At 41.0% G+C, this 25,484-nt stretch carries 27 protein-coding genes; 3 read left to right on the top strand and 24 right to left on the bottom strand.

Annotation, left to right across the window (positions count from 1 at the left end; genetic code table 11):
• Nucleotides 1–80: 80 nt before the first annotated feature.
• On the top strand, nt 81–767 hold the full coding sequence (locus tag NC238_12620; GenBank protein ID MCM1566760.1) for a Crp/Fnr family transcriptional regulator: 687 nt from the start codon (nt 81–83) through the stop codon (nt 765–767).
• Nucleotides 768–1,036: 269 nt separating this feature from the next.
• Here NC238_12620 and NC238_12615 read toward each other — a convergent pair whose 3' ends face one another.
• The 7 genes from NC238_12615 to NC238_12585 form a co-directional block, all read right to left on the bottom strand.
• Nucleotides 1,037–2,302 (bottom strand): 4Fe-4S binding protein, encoded by a 1,266-nt coding sequence (locus NC238_12615; protein ID MCM1566759.1) that lies wholly within the window; start codon nt 2,300–2,302, stop codon nt 1,037–1,039.
• Nucleotides 2,303–2,350: 48 nt separating this feature from the next.
• Nucleotides 2,351–2,653, bottom strand: a complete 303-nt coding sequence (locus NC238_12610; protein MCM1566758.1) for a dehalogenase — start codon at nt 2,651–2,653, stop codon at nt 2,351–2,353.
• Between the two features lie 30 nt (nt 2,654–2,683).
• On the bottom strand, nt 2,684–3,988 hold the full coding sequence (locus NC238_12605; protein ID MCM1566757.1) for a reductive dehalogenase: 1,305 nt from the start codon (nt 3,986–3,988) through the stop codon (nt 2,684–2,686).
• 128 nt (nt 3,989–4,116) lie between these two features.
• The gene (locus NC238_12600) at nt 4,117–4,785 is read right to left on the bottom strand and encodes a Crp/Fnr family transcriptional regulator (GenBank protein MCM1566756.1); all 669 of its coding nucleotides are present in this window, start codon (nt 4,783–4,785) and stop codon (nt 4,117–4,119) included.
• Nucleotides 4,786–5,245: 460 nt separating this feature from the next.
• Complete coding sequence (locus tag NC238_12595; protein MCM1566755.1) at nt 5,246–6,520, bottom strand: 4Fe-4S binding protein; 1,275 nt, start codon at nt 6,518–6,520, stop codon at nt 5,246–5,248.
• Between the two features lie 30 nt (nt 6,521–6,550).
• Nucleotides 6,551–6,853 carry a dehalogenase gene (locus NC238_12590; protein ID MCM1566754.1) on the bottom strand — a complete coding sequence of 101 codons (303 nt, stop codon included), beginning with the start codon at nt 6,851–6,853 and terminating at the stop codon, nt 6,551–6,553.
• A gap of 30 nt (nt 6,854–6,883) precedes the next feature.
• Nucleotides 6,884–8,218 carry a reductive dehalogenase gene (locus NC238_12585; GenBank protein MCM1566753.1) on the bottom strand — a complete coding sequence of 445 codons (1,335 nt, stop codon included), beginning with the start codon at nt 8,216–8,218 and terminating at the stop codon, nt 6,884–6,886.
• A 185-nt stretch (nt 8,219–8,403) separates the two neighbouring features.
• Between NC238_12585 and NC238_12580 the strand changes: the two genes are divergently transcribed.
• Complete coding sequence (locus NC238_12580) at nt 8,404–9,096, top strand: Crp/Fnr family transcriptional regulator (GenBank protein MCM1566752.1); 693 nt, start codon at nt 8,404–8,406, stop codon at nt 9,094–9,096.
• Nucleotides 9,097–9,412: 316 nt separating this feature from the next.
• Here NC238_12580 and NC238_12575 read toward each other — a convergent pair whose 3' ends face one another.
• From NC238_12575 to NC238_12495, 17 genes are all read right to left on the bottom strand, one after another.
• Complete coding sequence (locus NC238_12575; GenBank protein MCM1566751.1) at nt 9,413–9,781, bottom strand: YccF domain-containing protein; 369 nt, start codon at nt 9,779–9,781, stop codon at nt 9,413–9,415.
• A gap of 54 nt (nt 9,782–9,835) precedes the next feature.
• The gene (locus NC238_12570) at nt 9,836–10,483 is read right to left on the bottom strand and encodes a pentapeptide repeat-containing protein (GenBank protein MCM1566750.1); all 648 of its coding nucleotides are present in this window, start codon (nt 10,481–10,483) and stop codon (nt 9,836–9,838) included.
• On the bottom strand, nt 10,473–11,027 hold the full coding sequence (locus NC238_12565) for an RDD family protein (protein ID MCM1566749.1): 555 nt from the start codon (nt 11,025–11,027) through the stop codon (nt 10,473–10,475). The genes NC238_12570 and NC238_12565 overlap by 11 nt, the downstream gene beginning before the upstream one ends.
• A gap of 17 nt (nt 11,028–11,044) precedes the next feature.
• Complete coding sequence (sppA, locus tag NC238_12560; protein ID MCM1566748.1) at nt 11,045–12,025, bottom strand: signal peptide peptidase SppA; 981 nt, start codon at nt 12,023–12,025, stop codon at nt 11,045–11,047.
• A gap of 562 nt (nt 12,026–12,587) precedes the next feature.
• Nucleotides 12,588–13,970, bottom strand: coding sequence for a reductive dehalogenase (locus NC238_12555; GenBank protein ID MCM1566747.1), 1,383 nt, complete (start codon nt 13,968–13,970; stop codon nt 12,588–12,590).
• Nucleotides 13,971–13,986: 16 nt separating this feature from the next.
• Complete coding sequence (locus NC238_12550; GenBank protein MCM1566746.1) at nt 13,987–14,298, bottom strand: dehalogenase; 312 nt, start codon at nt 14,296–14,298, stop codon at nt 13,987–13,989.
• A 304-nt stretch (nt 14,299–14,602) separates the two neighbouring features.
• Nucleotides 14,603–15,979 carry a reductive dehalogenase gene (locus NC238_12545; protein MCM1566745.1) on the bottom strand — a complete coding sequence of 459 codons (1,377 nt, stop codon included), beginning with the start codon at nt 15,977–15,979 and terminating at the stop codon, nt 14,603–14,605.
• A gap of 16 nt (nt 15,980–15,995) precedes the next feature.
• Complete coding sequence (locus tag NC238_12540) at nt 15,996–16,310, bottom strand: dehalogenase (protein MCM1566744.1); 315 nt, start codon at nt 16,308–16,310, stop codon at nt 15,996–15,998.
• A 125-nt stretch (nt 16,311–16,435) separates the two neighbouring features.
• Nucleotides 16,436–17,158, bottom strand: a complete 723-nt coding sequence (locus tag NC238_12535) for a Crp/Fnr family transcriptional regulator (protein MCM1566743.1) — start codon at nt 17,156–17,158, stop codon at nt 16,436–16,438.
• Between the two features lie 555 nt (nt 17,159–17,713).
• A complete protein-coding gene (locus tag NC238_12530; protein ID MCM1566742.1) occupies nt 17,714–18,178 on the bottom strand; it encodes a hypothetical protein in 465 nt (154 codons plus the stop codon).
• A 1-nt stretch (nt 18,179) separates the two neighbouring features.
• Nucleotides 18,180–18,737, bottom strand: coding sequence for a cobalamin biosynthesis protein P47K (locus NC238_12525; GenBank protein ID MCM1566741.1), 558 nt, complete (start codon nt 18,735–18,737; stop codon nt 18,180–18,182).
• Nucleotides 18,738–19,004: 267 nt separating this feature from the next.
• Nucleotides 19,005–19,952, bottom strand: a complete 948-nt coding sequence (locus tag NC238_12520; protein ID MCM1566740.1) for a uroporphyrinogen-III decarboxylase — start codon at nt 19,950–19,952, stop codon at nt 19,005–19,007.
• A gap of 71 nt (nt 19,953–20,023) precedes the next feature.
• Nucleotides 20,024–20,659: a corrinoid protein gene (locus tag NC238_12515; protein MCM1566739.1), complete on the bottom strand. Its 636-nt coding sequence runs from the start codon at nt 20,657–20,659 to the stop codon at nt 20,024–20,026.
• A 65-nt stretch (nt 20,660–20,724) separates the two neighbouring features.
• A complete protein-coding gene (locus tag NC238_12510; protein MCM1566738.1) occupies nt 20,725–21,528 on the bottom strand; it encodes a methyltetrahydrofolate cobalamin methyltransferase in 804 nt (267 codons plus the stop codon).
• A 528-nt stretch (nt 21,529–22,056) separates the two neighbouring features.
• A complete protein-coding gene (locus NC238_12505) occupies nt 22,057–22,776 on the bottom strand; it encodes a Crp/Fnr family transcriptional regulator (protein MCM1566737.1) in 720 nt (239 codons plus the stop codon).
• Between the two features lie 258 nt (nt 22,777–23,034).
• Complete coding sequence (locus NC238_12500; GenBank protein ID MCM1566736.1) at nt 23,035–23,838, bottom strand: MerR family transcriptional regulator; 804 nt, start codon at nt 23,836–23,838, stop codon at nt 23,035–23,037.
• Between the two features lie 57 nt (nt 23,839–23,895).
• Nucleotides 23,896–24,195: a hypothetical protein gene (locus tag NC238_12495; protein ID MCM1566735.1), complete on the bottom strand. Its 300-nt coding sequence runs from the start codon at nt 24,193–24,195 to the stop codon at nt 23,896–23,898.
• A 170-nt stretch (nt 24,196–24,365) separates the two neighbouring features.
• Here NC238_12495 and NC238_12490 point away from each other — a divergent pair, with 170 nt between their 5' ends.
• A complete protein-coding gene (locus NC238_12490; protein ID MCM1566734.1) occupies nt 24,366–25,484 on the top strand; it encodes an aldo/keto reductase in 1,119 nt (372 codons plus the stop codon).

Genomic DNA, 25,484 nt, shown 5'->3' with positions numbered 1-25,484 from the left:
TATCCTCTAACAACGAAATTATGATGCTTTATACCCTAGATGAATTTCAGGAAAATCTATCGAAGGTGAGTGTGCCATTTATGAAAGAAATTAGAAAAGATAATTTTACACAAATCATCAAACTTTCTAATATCTCTCAAAAATTATTGGACGTAGGAGAAGAAGTTTTCTTTGCCAGAAATAAGATACTTGTTTCTGCCGGAGATGTCCCCGATGGATTTTATTATCTAAAAGATGGACTGGTTAAATCTTGTGTATACTCTACAAATGGTGATGAATATGTATGTGGCCTTATAGACAAGGGAAGTATCTTTTTGGAAGCCAACGCAATTTTCAGTATTCCTAGTGATGGTTATTTCAAAACCATGGAGCCTTCGCATTTACTTTTTTTTAAGAAAGAAAACTTTTTGAATTTGTTACAAACCGACTTTGATGTAACGCTATTAATGTTACGATCGATTACCTGCAAATTTTTAGCAAGTGGTTATTTTTTCACTGAACTGCTGGCTCATGACTCAGAATGGAGACTATGCCGCCTATTATTAACATTTGCCGATAATTTTGGAATAGAAATAGAAAATAAAATAAAGCTGAATATTAAAATCAGTCAGCAGTTTATTAGTGACATGCTGGGTGTCAATAGAGGTACGGCCATAAAGGTGATCAATAAATTAAAAGAAATGAATTTAATCGAGCAAACAAACGGCTATTATTTTATTAAAGATTTGCAACGGCTAAAAAACCATCAGGCCAAAATTACGACTTAAATGGTAGCTGATACTGTCCATCCCCCGTAAAAGTCGCCAATGAAAAAATAACCAAGGCTGAAAGCCAGGGCTATAGTGAATTTTATATTATTAATAAACTTACTTTTTGGAGTATTGCTTATATGCGATGTTTCATATTATTACAAACATAAGTCAAAATATTTGTTAAGAAACAGCATGATAAGCCTGCCATTCACTTATCATAATCATGATAGCGACAGCCGATATCAATACAATAAATAATAAATCCCCCATGCTTAATTTGCTTTTCATTGTTTAACCTCGATGTTATTCAATTCATTTGCAGATCTTCCTTCGATTCCTTGGGTTCTTTCAATTCCCGGAACCTTTTTCAGTGTCCCTTTTTCTAGAATCCCTTTTTCTAAAATCCCCATGATATATTTCCTGGGACGCAAGATGATCTCATTGATGATGAGTCCCGGACAGAAAAACCTGCACCAGAATCTGCTGATAAAGAAAGAAGTAAAAAACACGACCGGTAGAATAAGCCATTGGATGCCGAACCCCTGCCGTCCAAATAAAGTAGCAAATGGCTCATAACCGGCAAAACTCGGGGACTTCGTCAGGAATGCGCCTATGAGTGCCAGGTAGATGAGTATATATCTTATTTTAGCCGCTTTGGCTTCGATTGCTTTATTGCAGCATTTGAATTTACCGCCGCCCACTTTTGCCGTGATTTCCTGCAAAGCGCCAAACGGGCAAAGCCAGAAACAGTAAACATTTTTTCCTAAGATAAAGGTGATCACCGGGATTCCGATTAAGAGGATATACCAAACCAGGTTTTCACGGATAGACGGGAAATTCCCCATTAATAGTGCGGCAATGTTAGCAAGGGAAATCGATGTGTTGTATTGAAAGCCAATGAAGACTAAACTGCCTATCAGGGCAATCCAGCGCAGTTTTCTTTGTTTGAATGCGACGCCAATTACCGCCAGGATGACCAAAGCGATGACGGCAATTTCCTTTGACCCGAACTTAAACGGTTGAACTTCATCCTTCACATCCAGCCCAAATCGCTCCCTGGCTACGGCATGGCTGCCCTGGGAAACCGCTTTGGCTATCCCGCGGGAAGAAAAGGTAGCGCCCGATATACGGTCTATATCTTTATCAATCGACAGAGGGTCCGTGATATCTTTCCCTATAAACCTCTCCAGATATTTCTGGTCGATGACCTTATCAATAAAGGACGGCGTATCCTTATGGGCGGCGATAACTGTCCCGACAATTTTTCCTTTGAGGTCGATTCCAGTGACCATTTTGATCGGCCCGCCATAAGCAACAGCTTGCTCGATTACGACGTAACCTATTTTTTCTTCTTTACCACTTTGATCTTTCGTTTTCCCTTCGTATATAACAGGGGAAGACGCAATCTTTTGAAAAGATTGCGCTTCCGGAAAAACTTGATTCATAAACGGTATGATATCGTTATCTGTATGAGTCCAACTGAAACCCAACGTTAGGAGGAATATAACTGTTGCTACAAAAACAATAATATTACTTAAAAATTTTTTCATAATTTTTTCATTTTTGCTCCTGTCAAAAGGTCCTGCCTTACCCTGATGTTATGCGGCCTCTACTTTATTGGCTTTCTTTTTTGAGGATATCAAAGAATTTAACCGCACTGTAAGGATAATTAGTCCAAGAAGAATGGCTCCGAAGATTAACAGTCCCATACCGGCAGCCTGCATCTCACCTTCAGCAATGCTGCTGACAATCCAGGCCAGGGTAAAGGCTCCCCACAGTACGGATATGGAAGTCAAAACCCAGCGGGTTACGGACATTTTGCCAGCAGCCTGAAATTTGATATATACAAACCATATAGATGATACCATGAGTGCACCTAGAATTAACCAGAATATGATCATATTAGCTCTCCTCTTTTCAATGAAATATTCTTACTTATTCCAGAAATTTTTTGTCGCATCTGGAACGCTTACCTTCCCATATCCAAACAAATCATCAAAAAACCTTAAAATAGGCCGGGCTGGAGTTTTTGTTCCCAGCTTCACGAAATCATGGTGCCATTCATCAAGTTTGTTATATGGACATACTTTAACGCAGATTCCACAGTCAGTTCCAACTTGTGCCCATTGGGACAAGCATTTTTCGGCATTTAAAGCCCATTTTTTTACACCGCCACTTGTGGATACCGTTATAGTTTTAAAACTTGGTTCTTTGTCATGCAATATCGCTTGTGAAGGACAAGCGTCGGCGCACTTCCTGCAGGTCTTACAAAATTCTGCAACCCCGAAAGTAATCGGTTTATCAACAGCTAACGGCAAATTGGTAAAGATTTTGCACAATCTGACTCTTGGTCCATATTTAGGCGTAATGAGGATCCCAATTCTGCTAAGTTCTCCTAATCCTGCGTGAACGCCCAAGGGAACACTTAATGCTGTATCATTGCCGCAAGGTATGGCCCGATAACCTAATCTTCTCAAGAAAGTTGCCACCTTATGAGCCGTTACACCCATATTGGAGTAGATATTGCCGGCAGAAGCACCTTCAAGCAGGGCCGGAGCAGCTTGAAAACTTTCATAATTCATTTCAAAAGCCATTACGATTACGTTTGTCGGTTCAAACGGGAAGACATTTGGTTTTAAAGTCGCCGTCTTCGGGTCAGTGATAACATCCGTGTAGACCCATCTATCATCATAGGGTGCGATTCCTACTAAATCTGCTCCAAAAAAGGTGGCTGCCTTTTTTACCGCTTGGCTTGCAAGTTCAGGCGTTTGAAATTTGTAAGCATTAGGACTTACTTTTCCTTCCCAGTTATATAATCCTAAATTTGCGAATCCAGGAGCATGATAGCCATTGACATCATCCTCAACGGACCAAGCTGCATCATCCATAGCATATTCAAGCTGGCCCCAGCCCTCTCCGCCTTCTTGAGGGATTTCACCGGTTTTTTTCCCGACATACTTAAAAAAGTCTGCTTGAACAATTTGATCCCCGCGAAAAGCTCTCATAAACACAGTATTCTTTTGATTATAACGTTTGTAATCACTCGAAATCTCCATCGGCATCGTATCATGTTGTTCAATGCCTGCAGCATTCGCTACGCTGTTTACCCCAGGAAGCTCGTAACCTAACAAAGCCGCACCGGCTGCCCCAACCCCCATTCCTATAGATTTTTTCAAGAAGCTCCGCCTACTCAGCCTTAACTTTTTTCCATCAGAATCCACTTTGACCAAAGTCATGTTTTTGCCTCCTTTTTTCTTATTTTATTCAAAATACCATGGAGAAAAAAAGAGAACCAGTAGTCTGGATTACCGTGGTGAACCCAAATTACTAGTTCGTATATCTGAAATCGTATTTTATAAGAAAATTATTTAATCTTTTTTCTTGCCTGGTACTGTTCTAGTCCGTTTAAATCCTTAATATAGTAGTAGCCGTCAATTTGCTCAATATAATTCATACCTTTAAGCTTTTTGATAATTTTGATGCTGGTGATCCTATTGATCCCGAGTAAATGGCCAATAAATTGGTGACTGATTTTGAAATTCAATTTAATCATGTTTTCTGTTTCGATACCATAAGATTTGGCCATTGATATAAAAAGATTGCATATTCTCCATTCAACATCATGAAAAAGTAATTCTTCTATCCGAGACATGCTTGAAAAAAATTTCTTTGTCAATGATTCCATAATAAATAATGATATATCCAGATTATTCAATATTAATTCCATAAGTTTATTTTTGGATAGATGAATTATATAAGAATCTTCAACTGCTTTGAAGTATGTAAAAGCCGGAACATCGAAAAGCAGATTAGACTCTAGGAAAATACTTCCATCTTCAAGAATGAATTCTATTTTTTCGTTACCTTCAGGAGAGTATTCTATACATAATACCCTTCCCTTTAAAATATAATAAAATTTGTCAATGATTTCGCCTGGCGAAGCTATCGTTGTATTTTTTTTGTAAAATACTTTCTCTCCCGCTTCAATTAAAGTCTTTGATACTCTTTGTGATCCGAGGATGCTAGAAAACATTTCTTTCAAAATTAATTCACCCCCTAAGACCAATTTTCAGAAAATCAAATTGGAGAGTCTCTATCTTAGATCAGTTTTTATCAAATGTTCTCATTTTGGACACCTCCGTGATTTATTTTATCACGCGTTCCGGGTGTCTATAAAATCGTGGTAAGGTCACTCAGAATATTTTAAGAAATAGTATAATCCTGCCTAACATTCAGAATATAGCAAAATACAGAGATTAACTAGTAGTCCAGATAACTAACGACCCTGGCTTTTGATCCGTTATACCCTTTATCTGGAATCCTGAAATTCGCCAACGTAAAAATGACCAAGGCTAAATGCCAAGGTCATAGAGAAGTTGAGATATTTGTTTAAGAAATAGCTTGGAAAGCCTGCCATTCACTTATCACAATCATGATGGCGACAGCCGAAATCAATAAGATAAATACTATATCTCCCATACTTAATTTGCTTTTCATTCTTTGACCTCGATCTTATTCAATTCATTTGCAGATCTTAATTCAATTCCTTCAATTGCTTCGATTCCTTTGATCCCCGGAACCTTTTTTAATTTCCCTTTTTTTGGGATTCCTTTTTTCAGAATCCCCATGATATATTTCCTGGGACGCAAAATTAGTTCATTGAGTATCAAGCCTGGACAAAAGAATCTGCACCAGAACCTGCTGATGAAGAAAGATGTGAAAAACACGACCGGTAAAATAAGCCACTGGATACCAAACCCCTGCCGGCCAAACAAAGTGGCGAATGGCTCATAACCGGCAAAACTCGGCGACTTCGTCAGGAACGCACCTATGAGTGCCAGGTAGATGAGGATATACCTTAATTTAGCCGCTCTTGCTTCAATTGCTTTATTGCAGCATTTAAATTTACCGCCGCCTACTTTTGCCGTGATTTCCTGCAAGGCGCCAAACGGGCAAAGCCAGAAACAGTAAACATTCTTTCCTATTATAAAGGTGATCACCGGGATTCCGATTAAAAGGATATACCAAACCAAATTTTCACGGATAGACGGGAAATTCCCCATGAGAAGTGCGGCAATGTTGGCAAGGGAAATCGATGTGTTGTATTGGAACCCAATGAAGACCAGACTGCCTATCAGGGCAACCCATCGCAGTCTTCTTTGTTTGAATGTGACACCAATCACCGTCAGGATGACCAAAGCGATGACGGCAATTTCCTTTGACCCGAACTTAAACGGTTGAACTTCATCCTTAACATCCATCCCGAATTGCTCCCTGGCTACGGCATGGCTGCCCTGGGAAATAGCCTTGGCAATCCCGCGGGAAGAAAAAGTAGCGCCCGATATACGGTCAACATCTTTGTCAATCCACAAAGGGTCCGTGATATCTTTTCCGATGAATCTCTCCAGATATTTCTGGTCGATGACTTTATCAATAAAGGATGGCGTATCCTTATGGGCGGCGATAACCGTCCCTACAATCTTTCCTTGCAAGTCAATTCCGGTGACCATTTTGATCGGACCGCCATAGGCAGCAGCTTGCTCGATTACGACGTAACCAACTTTTTCTTCCTCATCGTTTTGATCTTTCGTTTTTCCTTCGTATATAACAGGGGAAGACGCAATCTTTTGAAAAGATTGCGCTTCCGGAAAAACTTGATTCATAAATGGGATCATATCATGATCTGTATAAGTCCAGCTGAAACCTAACGTTATGAGGAATACGGCAGCTGCTGCAAACAAGATGATTTTATTTGCTAAGTTTTTCATTTCAGCTCCTGTAAGATCTGCCTTACTGTATTATGCGGCCTCTACTTTATTGGCTTTCTTTTTTGAGGATATTAAAGAATTTAACCGCACTGTAAGGATAATTAGTCCAAGAAGAATGGCTCCGAAGATTAACAGCCCCATACCGGCAGCCTGCATCTCACCTTCAGCAATGCTGCTGACAATCCAAGCCAGCGTAAAAGCTCCCCATAGTACAGATATGGACGTTAAAATCCAGCGAGCTACGGACATTTTGCCTGCAGCCTGAAATTTGATATAGACAAACCAAAAAGATGACGCGATGAGTGCTCCCAGGAACATCCAAAATATTATCATATTATCTCTCCTTTTCTCACAAATACATTCTTATTTTTTCCAGAATTCTTTTACTGCATCAGGAACCGTTGCTTTTCCATATCCAAACAGATCATCAAAGAACCTCAGAATCGGTCTCGCGGGTGTCTTTGTCCCCAGTTTCACTAAGTCATGATGCCATTCATTCGGTTTGTTGTACGGACATACTTTGATACAAATTCCGCAGTCAGTGCCGGCATCTGCCCACTGTTTCAAACATTTTTCAGCATTGCACGCCCATTTTTTTGCACCGCCATTTGTGGAGATTGTTATCGTTTTAAAACTTGGCTCTTTGTCATGCGATATCGCTTGCGAAGGACAAGCGTCGGCGCACTTCCTGCAGGTTTTACAAAATTCTGTAACCCCAAAAGTAATCGGTTTGTCAACAGCCAAAGGCAAGTCGGTAAATATTTTGCATAACCGTTGTCTCGGTCCAAATTCCGGAGTGATAAGAATCCCTATTCTGCTAAGTTCTCCCAATCCGGCATGAATAGCCAGAGGAACACTTAAAGCAGTATCATTGCCGCACGGTATGGTCTGATAACCTAAGCTTCTTATAAAATGAGAGACCTTATTCACTAATACACCCATATTAGAATAAATATTTCCGGTAGCAACAAGTTCGAGAGCAGTCGGGGCAGCTTCAAAAGCCTGATAATCCATTTCAATGGCCATAACAATAACATTTGTAGGTTTAAACGGGAACTCATTGGGCACGCTATCCAGTTTTTGCATATCGAATACATGTGAAAGTACCCACCGCTCGTCATACGGGGCTATCCCGACTAAACTTGCGCCAAAAAATTTTGCGGCTCTTTTTACAGCCTGACTTGCTGCTTCAGGGTTCTCAAAAGTGTATTTATCAGGGTTTACTTTGCCGCTAACTTGTGAGGGCTTCCATTCATAGAGTCCCTGACTGGCAAAACCCGGTGCATGATAACCATTGAGTCCATCTTCTACACCCCAGGCGCCGGCTACCATAGCTTCTTCAAGTCTGCCATAACCGTCCCCGGTATTTATCGGTATCAACGCATTGTGTTTCCCGAAATACGTCTCAAATGAAGTCTTGACTGCCGGATCTCCCATAAGAGCACGCATAATCACTTGATTTTTTTGATCATACTGTTTGTAATCTGCGGAAACTTCCACTGGAAATGAATCATGCTGTACGACCTCTGCAGCATTGGCTATGCCATCGTAACCTAACATAGCTGCACCTGCTGCCCCAACCCCCATTCCGACTGAGGTTTTTAAGAAACCTCGTCTGCTAAATTTTTGAGAAAAGGCCTTTTCTTGTTTTGTACTTTCTTGCTTTGTGCTTTCAGTTTTTTCATTGTTTAGATCCATAGTGCATCTCCTCCCTAAAATATTTCTACCCATAAATTATCATGTCTCAAAATTTAAAGTAGGTGTCCACACTACAAATGTAGTCTGGACTGCATTTTATTTATTTTGATAAAAGTATAATTAGTGTGTAATAATATTAATGCAGGAAGGGAAAGTACTATTAAATATTGGGGAGTTTGATTTTTATGAAATACTCACCCGTTGAAGAATTTTCAAGAATCTACAAGCTTGATAATTTTTCTAAAGCACTGACTGAAAATGGCAAGGAATTATTCTTTAAAAAAAATTCAGTTATTGCGTCTCCCGGAGACGTCATGGAAGGATTTTATTTTGTCAAGGAAGGCAGAGTCATTGCTTCTGAATTCTCTCCTAAAGGAAATGAACGGATCATATGCATTCTTGAGAAGAGTAGTATTTTTTTGGAGTCCAATGTTCTTTTCAATGTTCCGGTTTTTTGTTACTTTAAAGCAAGTGTGGATACCACGCTAGTCTTTATGAGAAAAGAAGATCTATTGGGTCTTTTGTCAACAGACTTAAATGTAACGCTTTTTCTCTTGCAATCCCTCACAAAGAAATTTTATTCCAATATGAATCATATTGATGAATTGCTTTATCATGATACCGAATGGGGGATGTGCAACATTTTTTTAACACTTGCCGAAAATTTCGGAGTGGAAGAAGACACAAAAATTAAGTTAAATATTAAGATCAGCCAGCAGTTTATTAGCAATCTTCTTGGTATAAATCGAATAACGACATTAAGGAATATTAAAAAGTTAAAGGAATTAAAGCTAATAGAGCAGACCAACGGGTATTACTATATTAAAGATATTCAGAAGTTAAGAGACTATCAAACAAGTATCTATACGCAATTATAAATTTCTATTGGTTTCATAAAAGCATTTAATAAATTTGAGAACTCTATTTTCCCGTCATAAGCGTACCATTCTGCCAACAGGCCATAAAAATAAGTCATGATAAACCACGCAGCCTGTCTATTTACCCTAACTGCTTTTCGTCATTGCGCCCTCCTTCGCAAGCCGCTCCTTGCCATCCTTGGACGTCGAAAAGCCTCGCTCAACAAAGTGAAAAACAGCGGGTTATGAACCGCGCTGTCGATAAAGTAAATATTCGGAGAATGGCAAAGACGTTCTTTTATACTGCATTATTAATCAGGATACCAATGAAAATTGTTTATTTGTCCACGATTTTTGCACCAAAGGGAACCAAAGCCAGCTGAGCAAACTTAAAATGCTGGAGCCCAAACGGAATGCCGACGATGGTGATGCAGAAAATAAGGCCGATAATTAAATGATGTACGGCCAGCTCCCATCCCAGGAAAATCAGCCAGAGAATATTCAAAAGTAATCCCCCAACCCCAAAGCTGCCAAGGATAACTTCTTTGCCGAATGGCCACAAAACGAGCAGGGATATTTTAAAACACTGAAGGCCAAAAGGAATGCCGACGATTGTGACACATAAAACCAATCCTGCCATAAACCATAGAATTGCTCCGATAATGCCGCCCAATATCAACCAAATCAGATTGCCAATGAAGTTCATCTTTGTTTTCCTCCAATCCTCATTGAACGTATAAGCCTATAGCCCTCGTTCTGCTTATTTGATAACAAGTCCGAACAAGCTGGCCAGAGAAACAGCCTGCATCGCATTGACGACAGCTCCGTTCACGTCGGCAAAGTTGACACCCAGCCCTTCAATATCACAGCTGGTGAAGTCGATCCCTTTCAGCTTGGTGAAATTGAATTGCGTCTGACGAAGATTGGAATCCGGAAACTCGACTTTCGTAAATGCACAATTTTTAAAATCCGCGAAGGCCAGCTGGCATTGCAGAAAGGATACCTGTTTGCAATTCGCATAACTGAAAAAAGCATATTGGCCATTGCAATTTTCGAAGGTCGCATCCCGCAGCGTGGCTTCACTTAAATTAATCCCGATCAGCTTACAGTTAATAAACTCAACGCGATGCAGGATCGCTTCACTAAAGTCAGCATTAGACAAATCACAATTCTGGAACCGGACATTCATCAGGTCGGCACGCGGAAAGGCTGCTTCAGTAAACATGACTTTTTGGAAGACGACTTGTTTAAACGTGATCCGGTCCGCTTCAATATGATCGAGCGTGCAGTCGCTCACTTCCACGTAGGAAAACATTGCTTCATCCGTGATATTCTCTCTTAATAACGTGGCAGGTTCCAGTTCGTTATCAAATATTGGGCGGGTCGCATAAAATTGCTTATTCTGCATTGGTACTCGGTACTACCGGGATCTGAACCCATCTGCCCCTCTTTTTATCCTCAGCATAAACCACATAGGTATCGCCGATGATATCGGTCAAGGCCTGTTTTCGAGGATGAAATGCGCAAATCAAATAACCCAAGTAGGTGCCGAGCAGCTGTGCCAGTGTTCTCCCGGCGACTTCCCGCATGGCCACCGCAGACCAGCTGAGAGGGCTTCCATCTTTGCTTACAACTTTAATTCCCATGATCATTTTCCCGAGCGTTTGTCCGAAATACATCGTCAGCAAAACGAAATATATACTTCCCCAGATGCCCGGAAAGAGTGCATTGATCAGGACAAATGATTTAATGGTTGTCGTTTCAAGACCTGCCGGCCATATAACCCGGAAAAATATCTGACTGCTCATTGCAATGACTGCCAGATCAATGACAAAGGCCCAGAATCGGGTCCAAAAACCAACGACTCTTAAATCTACCACATTGACACTTTCCACTGTATTTGCACTTTCTGCTGTCTGATCACCGCTGTTTGTAATATGATCAATATCCATGGATGATTCACGCTCCTTTAGCGATACAGGTACATCACGGTAGGTACCGCGCTGTCCTGCAAATCCTGTTTGATCCCCAAGAAATCAAGTTGGGGCGACACCATGGAAAAGAGCCGATTCAAATCAAACAGCGTTTCATTTTGATATTGGATAACGTTGGGATCACTTTCGTTAATCATTTTTGCTGCTTCGGCAATAGCTCCATCCAGATCGCCGATCTGATCGATGAGGCCCAGCGATTTGGCCTGTGTCGCTGTATAAACCCTTCCATCGGCGACTTTGATGACGGCCTGACGGTCCATTTTTCTTCCTTTAGCCACTGCATCGACAAAATAGCCATAATACTCATCAATGATTCCCTGCATGATCTGCTTTTCTTCCTCTGTCGCTTCACGCATCGGATTCATGATGTCTTTGTTTTTACCGCTTTTGAAGACAATTTCGTCAACACCCAATTTTTTTGCCAGCTCGCTGTAATTATACGTGCTCATAATGACGCCGATGGATCCGGTCAGCGTATCCCGAGTCGCCAAAATTTCATCCGCAGGCATCGAAATAAAGTAACCGCCTGAGGCTGCCAATGTCCCCATCGAAACAACCAAAGGTTTTGGGTATTTTTCTTTTAAGCTGATCAGTTTTTGATAAATCTCATCACTTTCATATACCCCGCCGCCAGGCGAATCAATAGCCAGGACAACCGCCTGAATCTCAGGATTAGTAAAGGCATCTTCAATTTCCTGTAAAAATATCTGGTGATTATAGGTATCGGTGGATGACAATGAATCACTTGTGGACTGAATAGTTCCGTTGACGTTGATCAGCGCAATCGTTTTACCGGTTCCTTCCTGATAAGTCCCGGTGGTGAATGAGGATTCTGAAGGCAACAGGGATTTTTCCAATTTCCCCATGTTTGTTCCCCCGGAAATAACATCTGTCTGTACATATACCACCAGCAAAACAATGATAACCGCGATAGAAATCCAGCGTTTTTTATTCATACTCTCCTCCTACTGTTTTTCAACATTGATCGTAAATTAAGATTGGATATGATTGGATATGATTTTGTATCTCCTAGATGTTATTCTATGCAAAACCTTTTGTATTTAAAAACGGAACTATTTCCTTTTCTGTTAATATAAACTTTTAGAATAATTCGCTAAATTTCCGCACTTTCCTTCAAAATATCCATATTTTAGACGATAAACCTCCCGGAGCACATCCCCAGGAGGTTTACAGATCTTCCTCTATCACGTTTTTGACAAGGTTTCAGGATTTTTTCGTAATCGGCAGCCACACCAGTATTAGATAATAAAATAATAGCAGTGAGTATGTAGAAGAAAGGTTAGCCCCCTTTGCTTGGTGGCTAACCTTTCCGCGCTTCATCTCTTCTTTGTCCAAACACACGTGGAGTACTCAGATGAAGGAAATCGCTCCATATTAAGCATTGGATATGATGTGCCGATCATCAGATGCCGACCAGATTCCAATCGGCAGACCGCATTTGGCGCGGAAACCACATGGTATAGCTCATATCTTATTTTTCACTTGTCAATGAAGACTTTACTTAATAGTTATAGTTTCCGGAATTTTGTACATTTCCGGATATTCAAGCCACCATTTATAATCCAAAATCTGCTCGGTGCCATATCCGAACATATCATCAATCTTTCTAAGGAGACTGGCTCCTGCCGAATTCTGGCTTCCCATCCAGGTTCCCGCCTGATGGAACCATGAATCCTCTTTGGAATTCCATGGGCAGACTTTCATGCACCGTCCGCAGGAAACGCCTTCTTCGTTTGATACCCGGAATATACTGCACTTTAAAGTACTGACGTTCCAGCGCAGGTATCCGTTATATTCCACAGTATCGGCATCATAGGAAATGGCTTGAGCCGGACATTCCTCCGCGCATTTCTTACACACTCTGCAGAAATCCTGCAAGCCAAAATCGATTGGCTTATCCGGAGCAAGCGGCAGATCCGTAGTAACGACAGCAGCTTTATGGCGGAATCCTAGCCGGGGATGGAGACTGCCGTTACCTAAGCGGCACATCTCTCCCAACCCGGCTGCGACAAGACAAGGGGTAACTGCCACAATGTTATTGAAAGCATGAGAAGCCCTTGCATTATAACCAAGCCTGCGGATGTAATTTGCTATGATGACAGATACAAAAGCTGTAGCAGAATAAGCATTAAAGGACTGCGCATCACTGATCCCGTCATAGCCAGTGGAACCCAGCGTCGTTTCTAAATGTTGGTCTTTCAAAATCCCGATGACATATGGCAACCGTTCGGTTACAGGTTCGATGCATTCCTCCATAGGTTTTTTCGCCATATCCTTCAAGCTTAGATAATGATGGGAAAAGTAGGCATATTCCGGCATTTTGCCAATTGCTATATCGTCGCAATGCAGAAAGTAACCCAGATCTTTAATGTGCATTGACATTTGCTCGGGATCAGGTATCGCCAATTTATCCGGATTAGGCTTTCCTGACACAGCTGCCGGCGTAGCAATAAGAACAGCGGCTTGACCAATTGCTGTGTTTAAAGGGTGTCTCGCAGTTTGGGTCATGTATCCGCGAAACGCCTTATCTCCAACCCCGTTAGCTCCTAGTTCACCAAGCTGACGTCTTACTACCAGTGCAGTAGCATTTTCAGCTTCGCTGATATTCTTGATCTTTCCAACGATCTTAGTGGTTCCCAACCATTGATCATTATGTTCCACATAGCGTACTGCAGCACTCCCCATATCGTGCACAGGATGAATTTTGGACCATTGTCCTTTTGGCGCAGCAGCGTACTGCACAGCGTAGTTGTTTGCTGCACTTGCAAACTTACCAGGTGTTTTTAATACTCCGGCAACACCAAGGAATGTGGCTGCAACGCCGGCTTTCAGAAAATTCCTTCGGTTGATTTGAAGTTGTTTTTTTTGCTCACTACTCATTCTTTTTCACCTCTTTTCAAGCTTGTTCAGTATTTGCCTTTTTCGTTTTTCCAATAGTGATGAAGCCTAACAAACGTGCCAGTACAACTGCAAGGATGATAGCTAATCCTCCAAATAGGAATATTGCAGTACTCGTTGCTTTAACATGCCCTACTGATGCGTTGATGTAGATAAAGGAAATTCCCGTCCAGGTAACAGCATACCAAATCACAAATAAGACCCAGTTAATTACTGTTCTCCACATTTGCTCCATTTTGGCGCGAGGTTTAATAAAAAGAATTGCAGCTAAAAATAACACGCCAGCAATAAAAATCAACAATGTACCCATCATTTTCACCTCCTCTCTTAGCGATTTGGCCAATCCGGATGACTAGGTACATTGTACAAAATAAGGTAATTAAATGATTCAATCTAAATTGAAAATGGAAATATTTTATTCAATCTAAACTGAAAATGATAATATTTTATAAATGAAAATAATAACAGTGAGTATGTAGCAGAAAGGTTAGTCACCTTTGCTTGGTGGCTAACCTTTCCGCGCTTCATTTCTTCTTTGTCCAGACACACGTGGCGTACTCAGATGAAGGAAATCGCTCCATATTAAGCGTTGGATATGATGCGCCGCTCATATCTTATTTTACACCTGTCAATGAAGTCCTTGTTGTAGTCAATGTTTCCGGAATTTTGTGGTTTTCCGGCCATTCAAGCCACCACTTATAATCCAAGATCTGCTCGGTACCATATCCGAACATATCATCAATCGATTTAAGGAGACTGGCTCCTGCCGAATTCTGGCTTCCGATCCAGGTTCCCGCCTGATGGAACCATGAATCCTCTTTGGAATTCCATGGGCAGACTTTCATGCACCGTCCGCAGGAAATACCTTCTTCGTTTGTTACCCGGAATATTTGGCACGTATTAGAATTGACGTTCCAGCGCAAGTATCCGTTATATTCCACAGGATCGGCATCATAGGAAATGGCTTGAGCCGGACATTCCGTTGCACATTTCTTACACACTCTGCAGAAATCCTGCAAGCCAAAATCGATTGGCTTATCCGGAGCAAGCGGCAGATCCGTAGTAACGACAGCAGCTTTAGTGCGGAATCCGAGCCGGGGATGGGCACTGGTGTTACCTGTGCGGGATAGCTCTCCCAACCCGGCTGCGATAAGACAAGGGGTAACTGCCAAAATGTTATTGAAAGCATGAGAGGCCCTTGCATTATAACCAAGTTTGCGAATGTAATTTGCTATGATGACAGATATATTAGCTGTAAGGTGATAAGCATTAAAGGACTGCGCATCACTGATCCCGTCATAGCCAGTGGAACCCAGCATCGTTTCTAAATGTTGGTCTCTCAAAACGGTGATGACATATGGCATCCGTTCAGTTACAGGCACGACGCATTCCTCTACAGGTTTTTTCGCCAAATCAAACGCGTTTAATGTATGATAGGAAAAGTAGGCATATTCCGGCATTTTACCAATTGCTACATCATCTGCACGCAGAAAGTAAGCCAGATCTTTAATGTGCATTGACATTTGCTCGGGATCAGGTATCGCCATTTTCTGAGGGGCAGGCTTTCCTTCCATAACTGCGGGCGAAGCAATAGGACCAGCGGCTTGAGCAATTGCTGTGTTTATAGGGGATCTCAGAGTTTGGGTCATGAATCCTCGAAATGCCTTATCTCCAAGTTTACCTCTTAATAGCAGTCCACCACCACCGTCAGCTTCGCTGATATTCTTGATCTTTCCAACGATCTTAGTGGTTCCCAACCATTGATCATTATGTTCCACATAGTGTACTGCAGCACTGCCCATATCGTGCACAGGATGTATTTTGGACCATTGTCCTTTTGGCGCAGCAGCATATTGCACACTGCTTGCTGCACTTGCAAACTTACCAGGTGTTTTTAATACTCCGGCAACACCAAGGAATGTAGCTGCAGCGCCGGCTTTCAGAAAATTCCTTCGGTTGATTTGAGGTTGTTTTTTTTGCTCACTACTCATTCTTTTTGACCTCTTTTCAAGCTTGTTCAGTATTTGTCTTTTTCGTTTTTCCAATAGTGATGAAGCCTAACAAACGTGCCAGTACAACTGCAAGGATGATAGCTAATCCTCCAAATAAGAATATTGCAGTACTCGTTGCTTTAACATGCCCTACGGATGCGTTGATATAGATAAAGGAAATTCCCGTCCAGGTAACAGCATACCAAATCACGAATAAGACCCAGTTAATTACTGTTCTCCACATTTGCTCCATTTTGGCGCGAGGTTTAATAAAAAGAATCGCGGCTAAAAATAACACGCCAGCAACAAAAATCAACAATGTACCCATCATTTTCACCTCCTCTTTTAACGATTTGGTCAATCGGATGACTAGGTACATTGTACAAAATAAGATAATTAAATGATTCAGTCTAAATTGAAAATAATCATTTTATAAATGATAATATTTTACAAATGCTAATAATCAGTGCCATCATGTTTGAATAATTGTGTTTCTTGTGTTAATTCTTCCAGCTTTCTGATATCAAAAATAACGATCTTGTCTCTCTTCTTATCTAAAATATGAAGCTTATTCAGCGTGCAGAATACTTTGGAGACGGTTACATAATGAGCTCCGGTTATTTCAGAAATATCTCTCAAGGGTAAATCAATGTTGACCTCTATATGATTATTAACAGGCTTCCCCTGAGAGACGCATAATTGATAAATCAATTTCACAATCCGTATTGTCGGATTTAAAAAGTCCATCTCGGCCGACTGTTTCATAAAGAAATTGCATTTGGCACTCTCATTTCTCATTATTTCAAAGAAAAGATTTCCGTCCATATGAAAAATCTTTTCAAGCTGTTCCCAAGAAAAAAAACATAGTTGGCTGTCTTCTAAGGCTATAATATAAGCCGCCATACGATTGTCGGAGTTATATTGAAATAAATAGTTGAACATACAATGTTTGCCGCCAAAATAAACCATCCGTTCTCGTCCATCGCTGAACACAAAGTTTACTTGCAATTTACCGGTAAGCACATAGATAAATTTATGGATTGCTTCACCCGGTGAAACAACTAAACTATCTTTTAAGTAAGATTTGACAGTACCGTATTGAACATACTTCTGCAATTCGCTTATCGGATAAAATGTATCTGGAATACCCACCCTCCATTTTTCAAAATTCTCCTGCATAATTCCCACTCCTTTCTTACAATTTCCTTTTTGTCAATTATTTCAAAGCTTTTGTGTCAATAATCATAAATTTAGTATAGGCTTAATTTATGAAAAATTCTTCAATTCATACTTATTTTGCTTTGCAATGCCGTACGCACCAATAAACCATGACAACATGCTCCTAAGTGTCCCGGCTATTATAACAAAAGGGTGTATTTGTTATATTGAGGGTTGGCTAATAACCTATTTAATTTTATTGCTTAAAAATATTTTTGCCTTCAACTTAAGGCTATGATTGAACACGGCCACGAAGGGGACGTAACGAAATTTTATTTCGCGACGTCCCCTTAACCTATCTAGCCCAATTTTTTCAGCTCATCTTTTATCAGTTAGTACTGCCATCTTCCTCATATTATGAGCAACACAGTGCAAATGCTTACCCTAATATTAGAACCTGATTATCCAAAAAGTATATCATGATTAAGTTTTTTTTGAGTCATAGAATAGAATTTAAACAGTTATAATGTTTACAGGAGGAAAATCATCTTTACGCTCGTCATAGTTTCTGGAAAGTTAATTGACTAATTTTTTTAACGTTTCTGCTAATTTAGAATATAATTCATTTTCATTGTTAATAAAAACTATCAGGGTAATCTTGGCCGTGACTTTTGGTTTCAAGGTTTCCTTGATCTGTACATCTTCGCCTGTCGTGGATAGCATGCAGGTATAGCCGGTTTCAGCAAGAAAAGCCTTGATATGCCCCACAAGCCCTCCCTGCTCTTCAACCCAACCGGCTAAAGACTGTAGCTCTTTGTTGAGCCTATCTCTTACCCACGAATATTCTTTGGCAATGACACGTTCAGTAGATAAAATAACGGCTCCTTCATGGTGGGTAACTGTGATTTCTTCCTGATTGCAGAGCACCGATTTCTCATGCTGTTCATGCTGTTCATGCTGCTCGTCATGATGGTGTCCGCACTGACAGGCTTGGCCTTCGTGTTCATGGTGTTCGTGGTGTTCGTGGTGTTCGTGTGCCATTTTAGATCCCCGCCTTTTCAAATAAATCGTTCCAAAATCCGGTTGAAAGCTCGTTAGTAGCGGATACAGGGTAACAGTACGCATCCCGGTTATATTTCCGGATACTCTCCTGTACTTTTTCCACTGTCGTTTCATCTACCAAATCAATCTTGTTAACTAACACTGACTTCGTATCCTCTAGCTGCTCTGAGACGAAGTTTTCCATAGCACCAACCAATCGGAACCACCGTTTGGCATCAACTACAATAATTGTCATAGCCTGCATCCCGAGTTCTGTCTCCACCGCGCTTTTTATTTTACTCGGAAAAGCAAGCCCAGTTGCCTCAATGATGATCCATTCCGGGCTGTATTCCTTACTAAGATAATTAACTGTATCCGTGAGTTTAGCGGAAGATGTACAGCAGGCGCAGCCGGCAAAAAGGTTCTTGACGGTAAAATCTTCATTCTCTAGTAGAAGGTTATCAATTCCGGCTGTACCGATTTCATTTTCTATGATTACAACCTTTTTGTCGTTCTCATTACCATTAGAAGTTTCAACGAGATGTCTTGCAAGCTGCATTAACACACTGGTTTTACCTGACCCCAAGAATCCGCTTAATATGATTACTTTGATGGCAACCCTCTCCTTTTCAGTATAATCGTGCTTCTGGGCCCTCTCCAGTACTTATATAGAGAAATCTGTTTGCTATTCGGGGATCTTTTTTAACTATGGGGTCCGGAAAAGAGCCATTCGAATATAAGCAAAATCCCCTTGAATAAAATTATCCAGAGGATTTTGCAATCTTTCACTTAAATAATGATTTAAATATTTATTCTATTGAGTGTATTATAACTTATTGACTTCATGCCAGGTTTTCATTAACGCAGGAATTCTTTCGTCACCGGTCATAAAGGCATGCCCTTTTTCGTTCATGAGTACTGGGAACAGTATAAAATTTCCTTTTTTCCCGTATTGCTCTGCACATCTTTTCGTTTCTTCAATGATTGCTTCTACGGGAGCGCCAATATAACTGGCAGGTCCGGATGTATCCCAACCGCCTTCTACAATTAAGCGGCCATGATATTTCGTCAGGATTCCCTCCAAATCATTACAAACCTGAGCAGCATCCCATATTTTAATACCCATTTCAACATAGTCTTCGATGATATCTTCACATTTCCCACATGTATGTTGATTAAAGATAACGCCACGGGAAGTCACAGCCTCAATGATTCTTTTGTGGTGCGGCTTAATGACTTCGCGGTAGGTTTTTGGTGACATAAATAGTCCGCGAGCAGTGGCAAAATCATCAAAATAGATGATGACATCCGGCTTATATACATCGATATATCGGTTTATACAAGCGATTTTGTAATCCGCCATTGCCTCGAAGAATTCATTACAGGAATCCGGATCTTCAATCAAAGCACATAAGGTATTTTCAAACCCCATAAATGCAGCCATCCGTTCAAAGAGACCACATGCATTAAATACTGCAACCGGTTGTTCCTTTCTTTTTTCGTCAGTAAAGTCAGCCAATTCAATTTGTGCCATCTGCTCAATTCCAAGAGAATCAACATCAGGGAATTTCACATATTTTTTCCAATCGGCGATGTCATCAAATAATATTTTTCCTGACTCCGGTATGACTCCCTCAGCCGTGGCTACCCAATTTACGCCAAACGGATCCTTCCCGCCTTGCCATGGTTGGTCTGTATTATTCGTTGCTAACATGCACACTTTATATAGTTCATACAGCAAAGGGGCGAATTCCGGTTTTCCTCCGTTAAGCATGATCTCAAAATTTTCTCTCTGAGTCAGCGTCATATTGATTTACCTCCCTTTATTTAGCAAGATCTTTCATCTTATAAAGATTTTACCAACTCAGCAGCTTTTACTGCAGCACTGCCGGCATCAGGAGCAAAACCATCGGCATTGATTTCATCAGCGAATTGCTGGGTAATAGGAGCACCACCGACGAGAACTTTAAAGCCTGTCAAACCGCTGGACTTGACCGTTTGCACAGCGTCCTTTAATGCTGGCATCGTTGTGGTCAAAAGCCCGGAACAAGCTACTAAGGTAACATTTTGATTTTCTTTGATAGCTTCAATCCATTTTTCATGCGCTACGTCCACACCGAGGTCAACCACGGTGAATCCGGCACTTTCGATCATCATAGAAACAAGGTTTTTACCGATATCATGCAGGTCGCCTGCTACGGTTCCGATAATGCAGGTACCTAAGGAGCTTGAGGTGTCGCCAGCCATCAGCGGTTTCAGAACATCAACACCTTTGGCCATGGCTTTGGCGGCCATTAACATTTCAGGAACGAAGATTTCGCCTGTGGAGAACTTGTCCCCGACAACCCCCATCGAATCTACCATTGCCTGCAGAATTTCTTTTGCTGCGCTTCCTTCATCGAGCGCTTCCTGTACCAATCCAGGAACAAGTTTTGCTTTTCCTGCTTCTACCATTGCTTTGACTTCTTCAATTTTAGCCATTTTTTATAATCCCCCTTAAAATTTTATAATTAAACAACAATTTTGTGATTGAACAGCGCTTATAACTATTTTTTCTGACCAAAACGTCCTTCTCTGAAGGCTCCAATGTATTCCATGCAATATTCATCCTGACCTAAGAGTGCTTCCGTCGCAAAGATCATACCGACCAAATCCTGATTCGTCGGGTCAAGGATCCCGCTGTCCATGCCGGCGTTCATTGCCAGAACGCAGAAGGCCTGATTGACAAGCTTTCTAGCAGGCAAGTTAAACGAAATATTGCTGAATCCGCCGGTGATGTGAATTGACGGATATTGTCTTTTAATCTCTTTAATCACGTCAACAATCATGTTGATACCTTCTTCCGAAGTACAGAGCATTTCGACCAGTGGATCAATGTGCAGACGAGACGGAGCAATATTAAATTCTTTAGCTCTTTTCATGATGTTTGCAAATACTTCGAGACGTTTCTCCGCAGTCTTGGAAATTCCGCTGTCATCGCAAAGAAGCGCAACGCATTCCCATTTGGTATCGGCAATGACCGGGAATACGACATCGATCTTGTCTCCTTCGCCGGATACGGAGTTGATGAGTCCCGGACGTTTGCAAAATTGAATCGCATCGACGCAGGTCTGATCATGCGGGCTGTCGATACAAATCGGGGTATCTGTCACTTCCTGTACCAAGTCAATCAGCCATTTTAAGGTTTCGAGTTCAATTTTGACGTCCGTGGATGCACAGACATCAATAAAATCCGCGCCGGCATCAGATTGAATTTTGGCGAGATTTCGGATGAAGCCTGCATCCTTCTCAGCGATTGCTCTCGCTACAGAAGGAATGGCACCGTTGATTTTTTCTCCAATAATAATCATAGATAGTCTACCTCCAGTAATACTTTGTTTTTCTGGTTTCGAATAATTGTGTTTCCTGTGTTAATTCTTCCAGCTTTCTCATATCAAAATAACGATCTTGTCTCTTTTCTTATCTAAAATATGAAGCTTATTCAGCGTGCAGAATACATTGGAGACCGTTACCTAATGAGCTCCGGTTATTTCAAAAATATTTCTCAAGGGTAAATTAGTGTTGACCTCAATTTACTTATTAACAGGCTTCCCCTGAGAAACGCATAATTAATAAATCAATTTCACAATCCTTATTGTCGGAGTTGTATTGTAAACCATTCGTTCTCGTCCATCGCTGAACAGAAAGTTTACTGCAATTTACCGGTAAGCACATAAACTTATGGATTGCTTCACCCGGTAAAACAACTAATTCACCTCCTCTTTTAGGAATTTGGTCAATCGGATGACTAGGTACATTGTACAAAATAAGATAATTAAATGATTCAGTCTAAATTGAAAATAATCATTTTATAAATGATAATATTTTACAAATGCTATTCAATTAGTGCCATCATGTTTGAATAATTGTGTTTCTTGTGTTAATTCTTCCAGCTTTCTCATATCAAAAATAACAATCTTGTCTCTCTTTCTATCTAAAATATGAAGCTTATTCAGCGTGCAGAATACTTTGGAGACGGTTGCATAATGGGCTCCGGTTATTTCAGAAATATCTCTCAAGGGTAAATTAATGTTGACCTCGATATGATTATTAACAGGCTTCCCCTGAGAAACGCATAATTGATAAACCAATTTCACAATCCGTATTGTCGGATTTAAAAAGTCCATCTCGGCCGCCTGCTTCATAAAGAAATTGCCTTTGGCATTCTCATTTTTCATTATTTCAAAGAGAAGATTTCCATCCATATGAAAAATCTTTTCAAGCTGTTCCCAAGAAAAAAAACATAGTTGGCTATCTTCTAAGGCTATAATATAAGCCGCCATACGATTGTCGGAGTTGTGTTGAAATAAATAGTTGAACATACAATGTTCGCCGCCAAAATAAACCATTCGTTCTCGTCCATCGCTGAACAGAAAGTTTACTTGCAATTTACCGGTAAGCACATAGATAAATTTATGGATTGCTTCACCCGGTAAAACAACTAAACTATCTTTTAAGTAAGATTTGACAGTACCGTATTGAACATACTTCTGCAATTCGCTTATCGGATAAAATGTATCTGGAATACCCACCCTCCATTTTTCAAAATTCTCCTGCATAATTCCCACTCCTTTCTTACAATTTCCTTTTTATCAATTATTTCAAAGCTTTTGTGTCAATAATCATAAATTGAGTATAAGCTTAATTTATGAAAAATTCTTCAATTTATACTCATTTTGCTTTGCGATGCCATACGCACCAATAAACCATGACAACATCTTCGTGGCAAAGAATCGTTCGTTACATCCATATTAAGAAAAGGCACCGAAATTTCGGTGCCTAACAAATCATAGCCTAGATAAATATTCATTTGCCACTTACAATTTTGATGGTTCGATGGGCATGACAATTTCCGTAACATACTTATTGGGGTTCCCCCTGAAAATCATCCCGGGACCTTTATGATAAATCTCCCTGGAAGGCAGCTTGTACTCCAGGCTATGCTCGCTGGCATAATCCAGCACAGCTTTATAGGCGAAACTCAAATTTTCATAACTGCCGACATGCGTTGTGCAGATTGCTTTGATCTTCGGTAACTTTTTGCAGTGTATATTCGATCCGGTCACGGGTCCTTTGACCGGAACGCAAAGCTCGATATCCGCTTCTTCTTTGAAATCCTCATCGTAATAGCAGCAAAACGGTTCTCCGAAAGTCTTTCCTCTTGCTTCTTTATAAATGGTCCCAATGTACTTCCCGACGTCGCTGTACCTGCCTTTATAGCGGATTGCGGCGACTGTCATTTCCTCAAATTCTTTCGTCTCAATGTTGTAGTTCATACTCCCTGCCTCCATTTCTTTGGGTCCAAGGTAGAGGTTCATCTTTTTAATCAGTTCTTTCTCTTTGCTAATCTGTTCCGCAAGCATATCTTGCTTTTCAGCTAAATAGTAGGACAGATCATCGGGACTTTCACAATGGGCTAGGATATCCTTAATTTCTGAAATAGAAAAGCTTAGATCACGCAATAAAACAATCAGCCTTGCCCGGCTAAAATCATGGTTGTCATAATAGCGATAGGAATTTTCCGCACGGTAAGACGGTTTCAAAATATCTTGGTCATCATAATACCGCAAGGCCTTAACCGTTATATTGGTGATCTTGGAGAACTCACTGATTTTATACACGACCTCACCTCCCTGCAAACAGTATAAACCCTCCACTACGGGGGAGAGTCAAGGCCATTACTCCTTTTTCTCTTTCTTTTTCTTTCGGGATAAGGACGCCCCACCGAAGCCGCTGATCACAGCAATATAAAAGCCAAAATCATACCACCAGCCTGTATTTACGGTCTCATAGATTCTGATATTATCCTTAAATAACCCGACAATCAGTGAAATTGGCGCAATCCACCCATGCCAAACGCCCCATAAAAACCCTGCCGGTCTTTCAGATGTATACGTGCCATCTCCCGGTATACATCCTGTCAATGTGAAGGAAATTAAGATTGCCATAATCATGAAGATAATATATTTCTTTTTCATAGATAGGCCTCCTTATTATTGTTCATTGATATTAGCTTATTTCCATTTTACATTTGTTGCCGCTTTTTTAAAAGGTAAATTTGACAGTCTGTTTGCAGCCAACTACAATTAATTTCAGACTTAATCCATTGAGAGATGATATCACACTAAACGATGGCAGGAGATAAATCATGGACTATTTAGGCAAAAATATACGGAAGCTCGGTTTTGGACTGATGAGGCTTCCGATGATCAAAAAAGAAATTGACCTTGAGCAGACCAAAGAAATGGTTGATCTGTTCATGGCCAAGGGTTTCACTTACTTTGATACGGCGTACGGCTACATCAACGGGAAATCGGAAGCGGCCATAAAAACAGCCCTTGTTGACCGCTATCCCCGCGAAAGCTTTCAGCTTGCTACTAAGCTTCCGGCCTGGGCGGTCTCCACTGCCGCAGAGGCCAAAGAGATGCTCCATACCTCGCTTAGGCGCACAGGAGCCGGATATTTTGATTACTATCTGATGCATAATGTGAGTGAAAGCCGCAAGAAAGTCTTTGACGACTTCGGTATCTGGGATTATATGCTGGAGCTGAAAGAGAAGAGACTTGCCCGTCATATCGGTTTTTCCTACCATGACAAGGCTGATTTACTCGACCGCATCCTGACTGAACACCCGGAGACAGAATTTGTTCAACTCCAGATCAACTATGCCGATTGGGAGAGCGAATCCGTCCAGTCGCGCCAATGCTATGAAGTGGCACTTAAGCATAACAAACCAATCATTGTCATGGAGCCTGTGAAGGGCGGCGTACTGGCAAATCCAGCCGACAGTGTCCGGAAAATATTTGAAGAAGCTGATCCTAAGGCCTCTTTGGCATCTTGGGCCATTCGCTTTGCCGCTTCTTTGGACAAGGTCATCACTGTGCTCAGCGGGATGTCTACCACCCAGCAGATGAAAGACAATCTTTCCTATATGGAGGATTTCCGGCCTTTGAGTCTGGAAGAAACGGCCGTGATCGTACGGGCACGGGAGGCTCTCCGTGCGATTCCCTCTATTCCTTGTACCTCGTGTGCGTATTGCGTCAAAGGATGCCCGCAGCAAATTCACATACCGGTTTTTTTAGATGCCTTGAACCGGAATATGATCTTCGGTGATTTACAAGGTGCGAAAAGGACTTATCAAATTGCCTTGATGCTGGGCAGCACAAAGCCTTCCGCGTGTATTGCCTGCGGCAACTGTGAAGACGTCTGTCCTCAGCAAATCCATATTATTGACACGTTAAAGGATGCTGCAGCTCTCTCGGAATAG

It is taken from the genome of Dehalobacter sp., from assembly GCA_023667845.1.
Classification (GTDB): Bacteria; Bacillota; Desulfitobacteriia; order Desulfitobacteriales; family Syntrophobotulaceae; genus Dehalobacter.
Note: the sequence above shows the minus strand (reverse complement) of the source record. Positions and strands in the feature narration are given on the sequence as shown.

Bases quoted from the DNA above. Each gene is read 5' to 3' on its own strand.
- NC238_12620 (MCM1566760.1), top strand. From the start codon at position 81: ATGAAAGAAATTAGAAAAGATAATTTTACACAAATCATCAAACTTTCT.
- NC238_12615 (MCM1566759.1), bottom strand. From the start codon at position 2,302: ATGAAAAAATTTTTAAGTAATATTATTGTTTTTGTAGCAACAGTTATA.
- NC238_12610 (MCM1566758.1), bottom strand. From the start codon at position 2,653: ATGATCATATTCTGGTTAATTCTAGGTGCACTCATGGTATCATCTATA.
- NC238_12605 (MCM1566757.1), bottom strand. From the start codon at position 3,988: ATGACTTTGGTCAAAGTGGATTCTGATGGAAAAAAGTTAAGGCTGAGT.
- NC238_12600 (MCM1566756.1), bottom strand. From the start codon at position 4,785: ATGTTTTCTAGCATCCTCGGATCACAAAGAGTATCAAAGACTTTAATT.
- NC238_12595 (MCM1566755.1), bottom strand. From the start codon at position 6,520: ATGAAAAACTTAGCAAATAAAATCATCTTGTTTGCAGCAGCTGCCGTA.
- NC238_12590 (MCM1566754.1), bottom strand. From the start codon at position 6,853: ATGATAATATTTTGGATGTTCCTGGGAGCACTCATCGCGTCATCTTTT.
- NC238_12585 (MCM1566753.1), bottom strand. From the start codon at position 8,218: ATGGATCTAAACAATGAAAAAACTGAAAGCACAAAGCAAGAAAGTACA.
- NC238_12580 (MCM1566752.1), top strand. From the start codon at position 8,404: ATGAAATACTCACCCGTTGAAGAATTTTCAAGAATCTACAAGCTTGAT.
- NC238_12575 (MCM1566751.1), bottom strand. From the start codon at position 9,781: ATGAACTTCATTGGCAATCTGATTTGGTTGATATTGGGCGGCATTATC.
- NC238_12570 (MCM1566750.1), bottom strand. From the start codon at position 10,483: ATGCAGAATAAGCAATTTTATGCGACCCGCCCAATATTTGATAACGAA.
- NC238_12565 (MCM1566749.1), bottom strand. From the start codon at position 11,027: ATGGATATTGATCATATTACAAACAGCGGTGATCAGACAGCAGAAAGT.
- sppA (MCM1566748.1), bottom strand. From the start codon at position 12,025: ATGAATAAAAAACGCTGGATTTCTATCGCGGTTATCATTGTTTTGCTG.
- NC238_12555 (MCM1566747.1), bottom strand. From the start codon at position 13,970: ATGAGTAGTGAGCAAAAAAAACAACTTCAAATCAACCGAAGGAATTTT.
- NC238_12550 (MCM1566746.1), bottom strand. From the start codon at position 14,298: ATGGGTACATTGTTGATTTTTATTGCTGGCGTGTTATTTTTAGCTGCA.
- NC238_12545 (MCM1566745.1), bottom strand. From the start codon at position 15,979: ATGAGTAGTGAGCAAAAAAAACAACCTCAAATCAACCGAAGGAATTTT.
- NC238_12540 (MCM1566744.1), bottom strand. From the start codon at position 16,310: ATGATGGGTACATTGTTGATTTTTGTTGCTGGCGTGTTATTTTTAGCC.
- NC238_12535 (MCM1566743.1), bottom strand. From the start codon at position 17,158: ATGCAGGAGAATTTTGAAAAATGGAGGGTGGGTATTCCAGATACATTT.
- NC238_12530 (MCM1566742.1), bottom strand. From the start codon at position 18,178: ATGGCACACGAACACCACGAACACCACGAACACCATGAACACGAAGGC.
- NC238_12525 (MCM1566741.1), bottom strand. From the start codon at position 18,737: ATGCAGCTTGCAAGACATCTCGTTGAAACTTCTAATGGTAATGAGAAC.
- NC238_12520 (MCM1566740.1), bottom strand. From the start codon at position 19,952: ATGCTTAACGGAGGAAAACCGGAATTCGCCCCTTTGCTGTATGAACTA.
- NC238_12515 (MCM1566739.1), bottom strand. From the start codon at position 20,659: ATGGCTAAAATTGAAGAAGTCAAAGCAATGGTAGAAGCAGGAAAAGCA.
- NC238_12510 (MCM1566738.1), bottom strand. From the start codon at position 21,528: ATGATTATTATTGGAGAAAAAATCAACGGTGCCATTCCTTCTGTAGCG.
- NC238_12505 (MCM1566737.1), bottom strand. From the start codon at position 22,776: ATGCAGGAGAATTTTGAAAAATGGAGGGTGGGTATTCCAGATACATTT.
- NC238_12495 (MCM1566735.1), bottom strand. From the start codon at position 24,195: ATGAAAAAGAAATATATTATCTTCATGATTATGGCAATCTTAATTTCC.
- NC238_12490 (MCM1566734.1), top strand. From the start codon at position 24,366: ATGGACTATTTAGGCAAAAATATACGGAAGCTCGGTTTTGGACTGATG.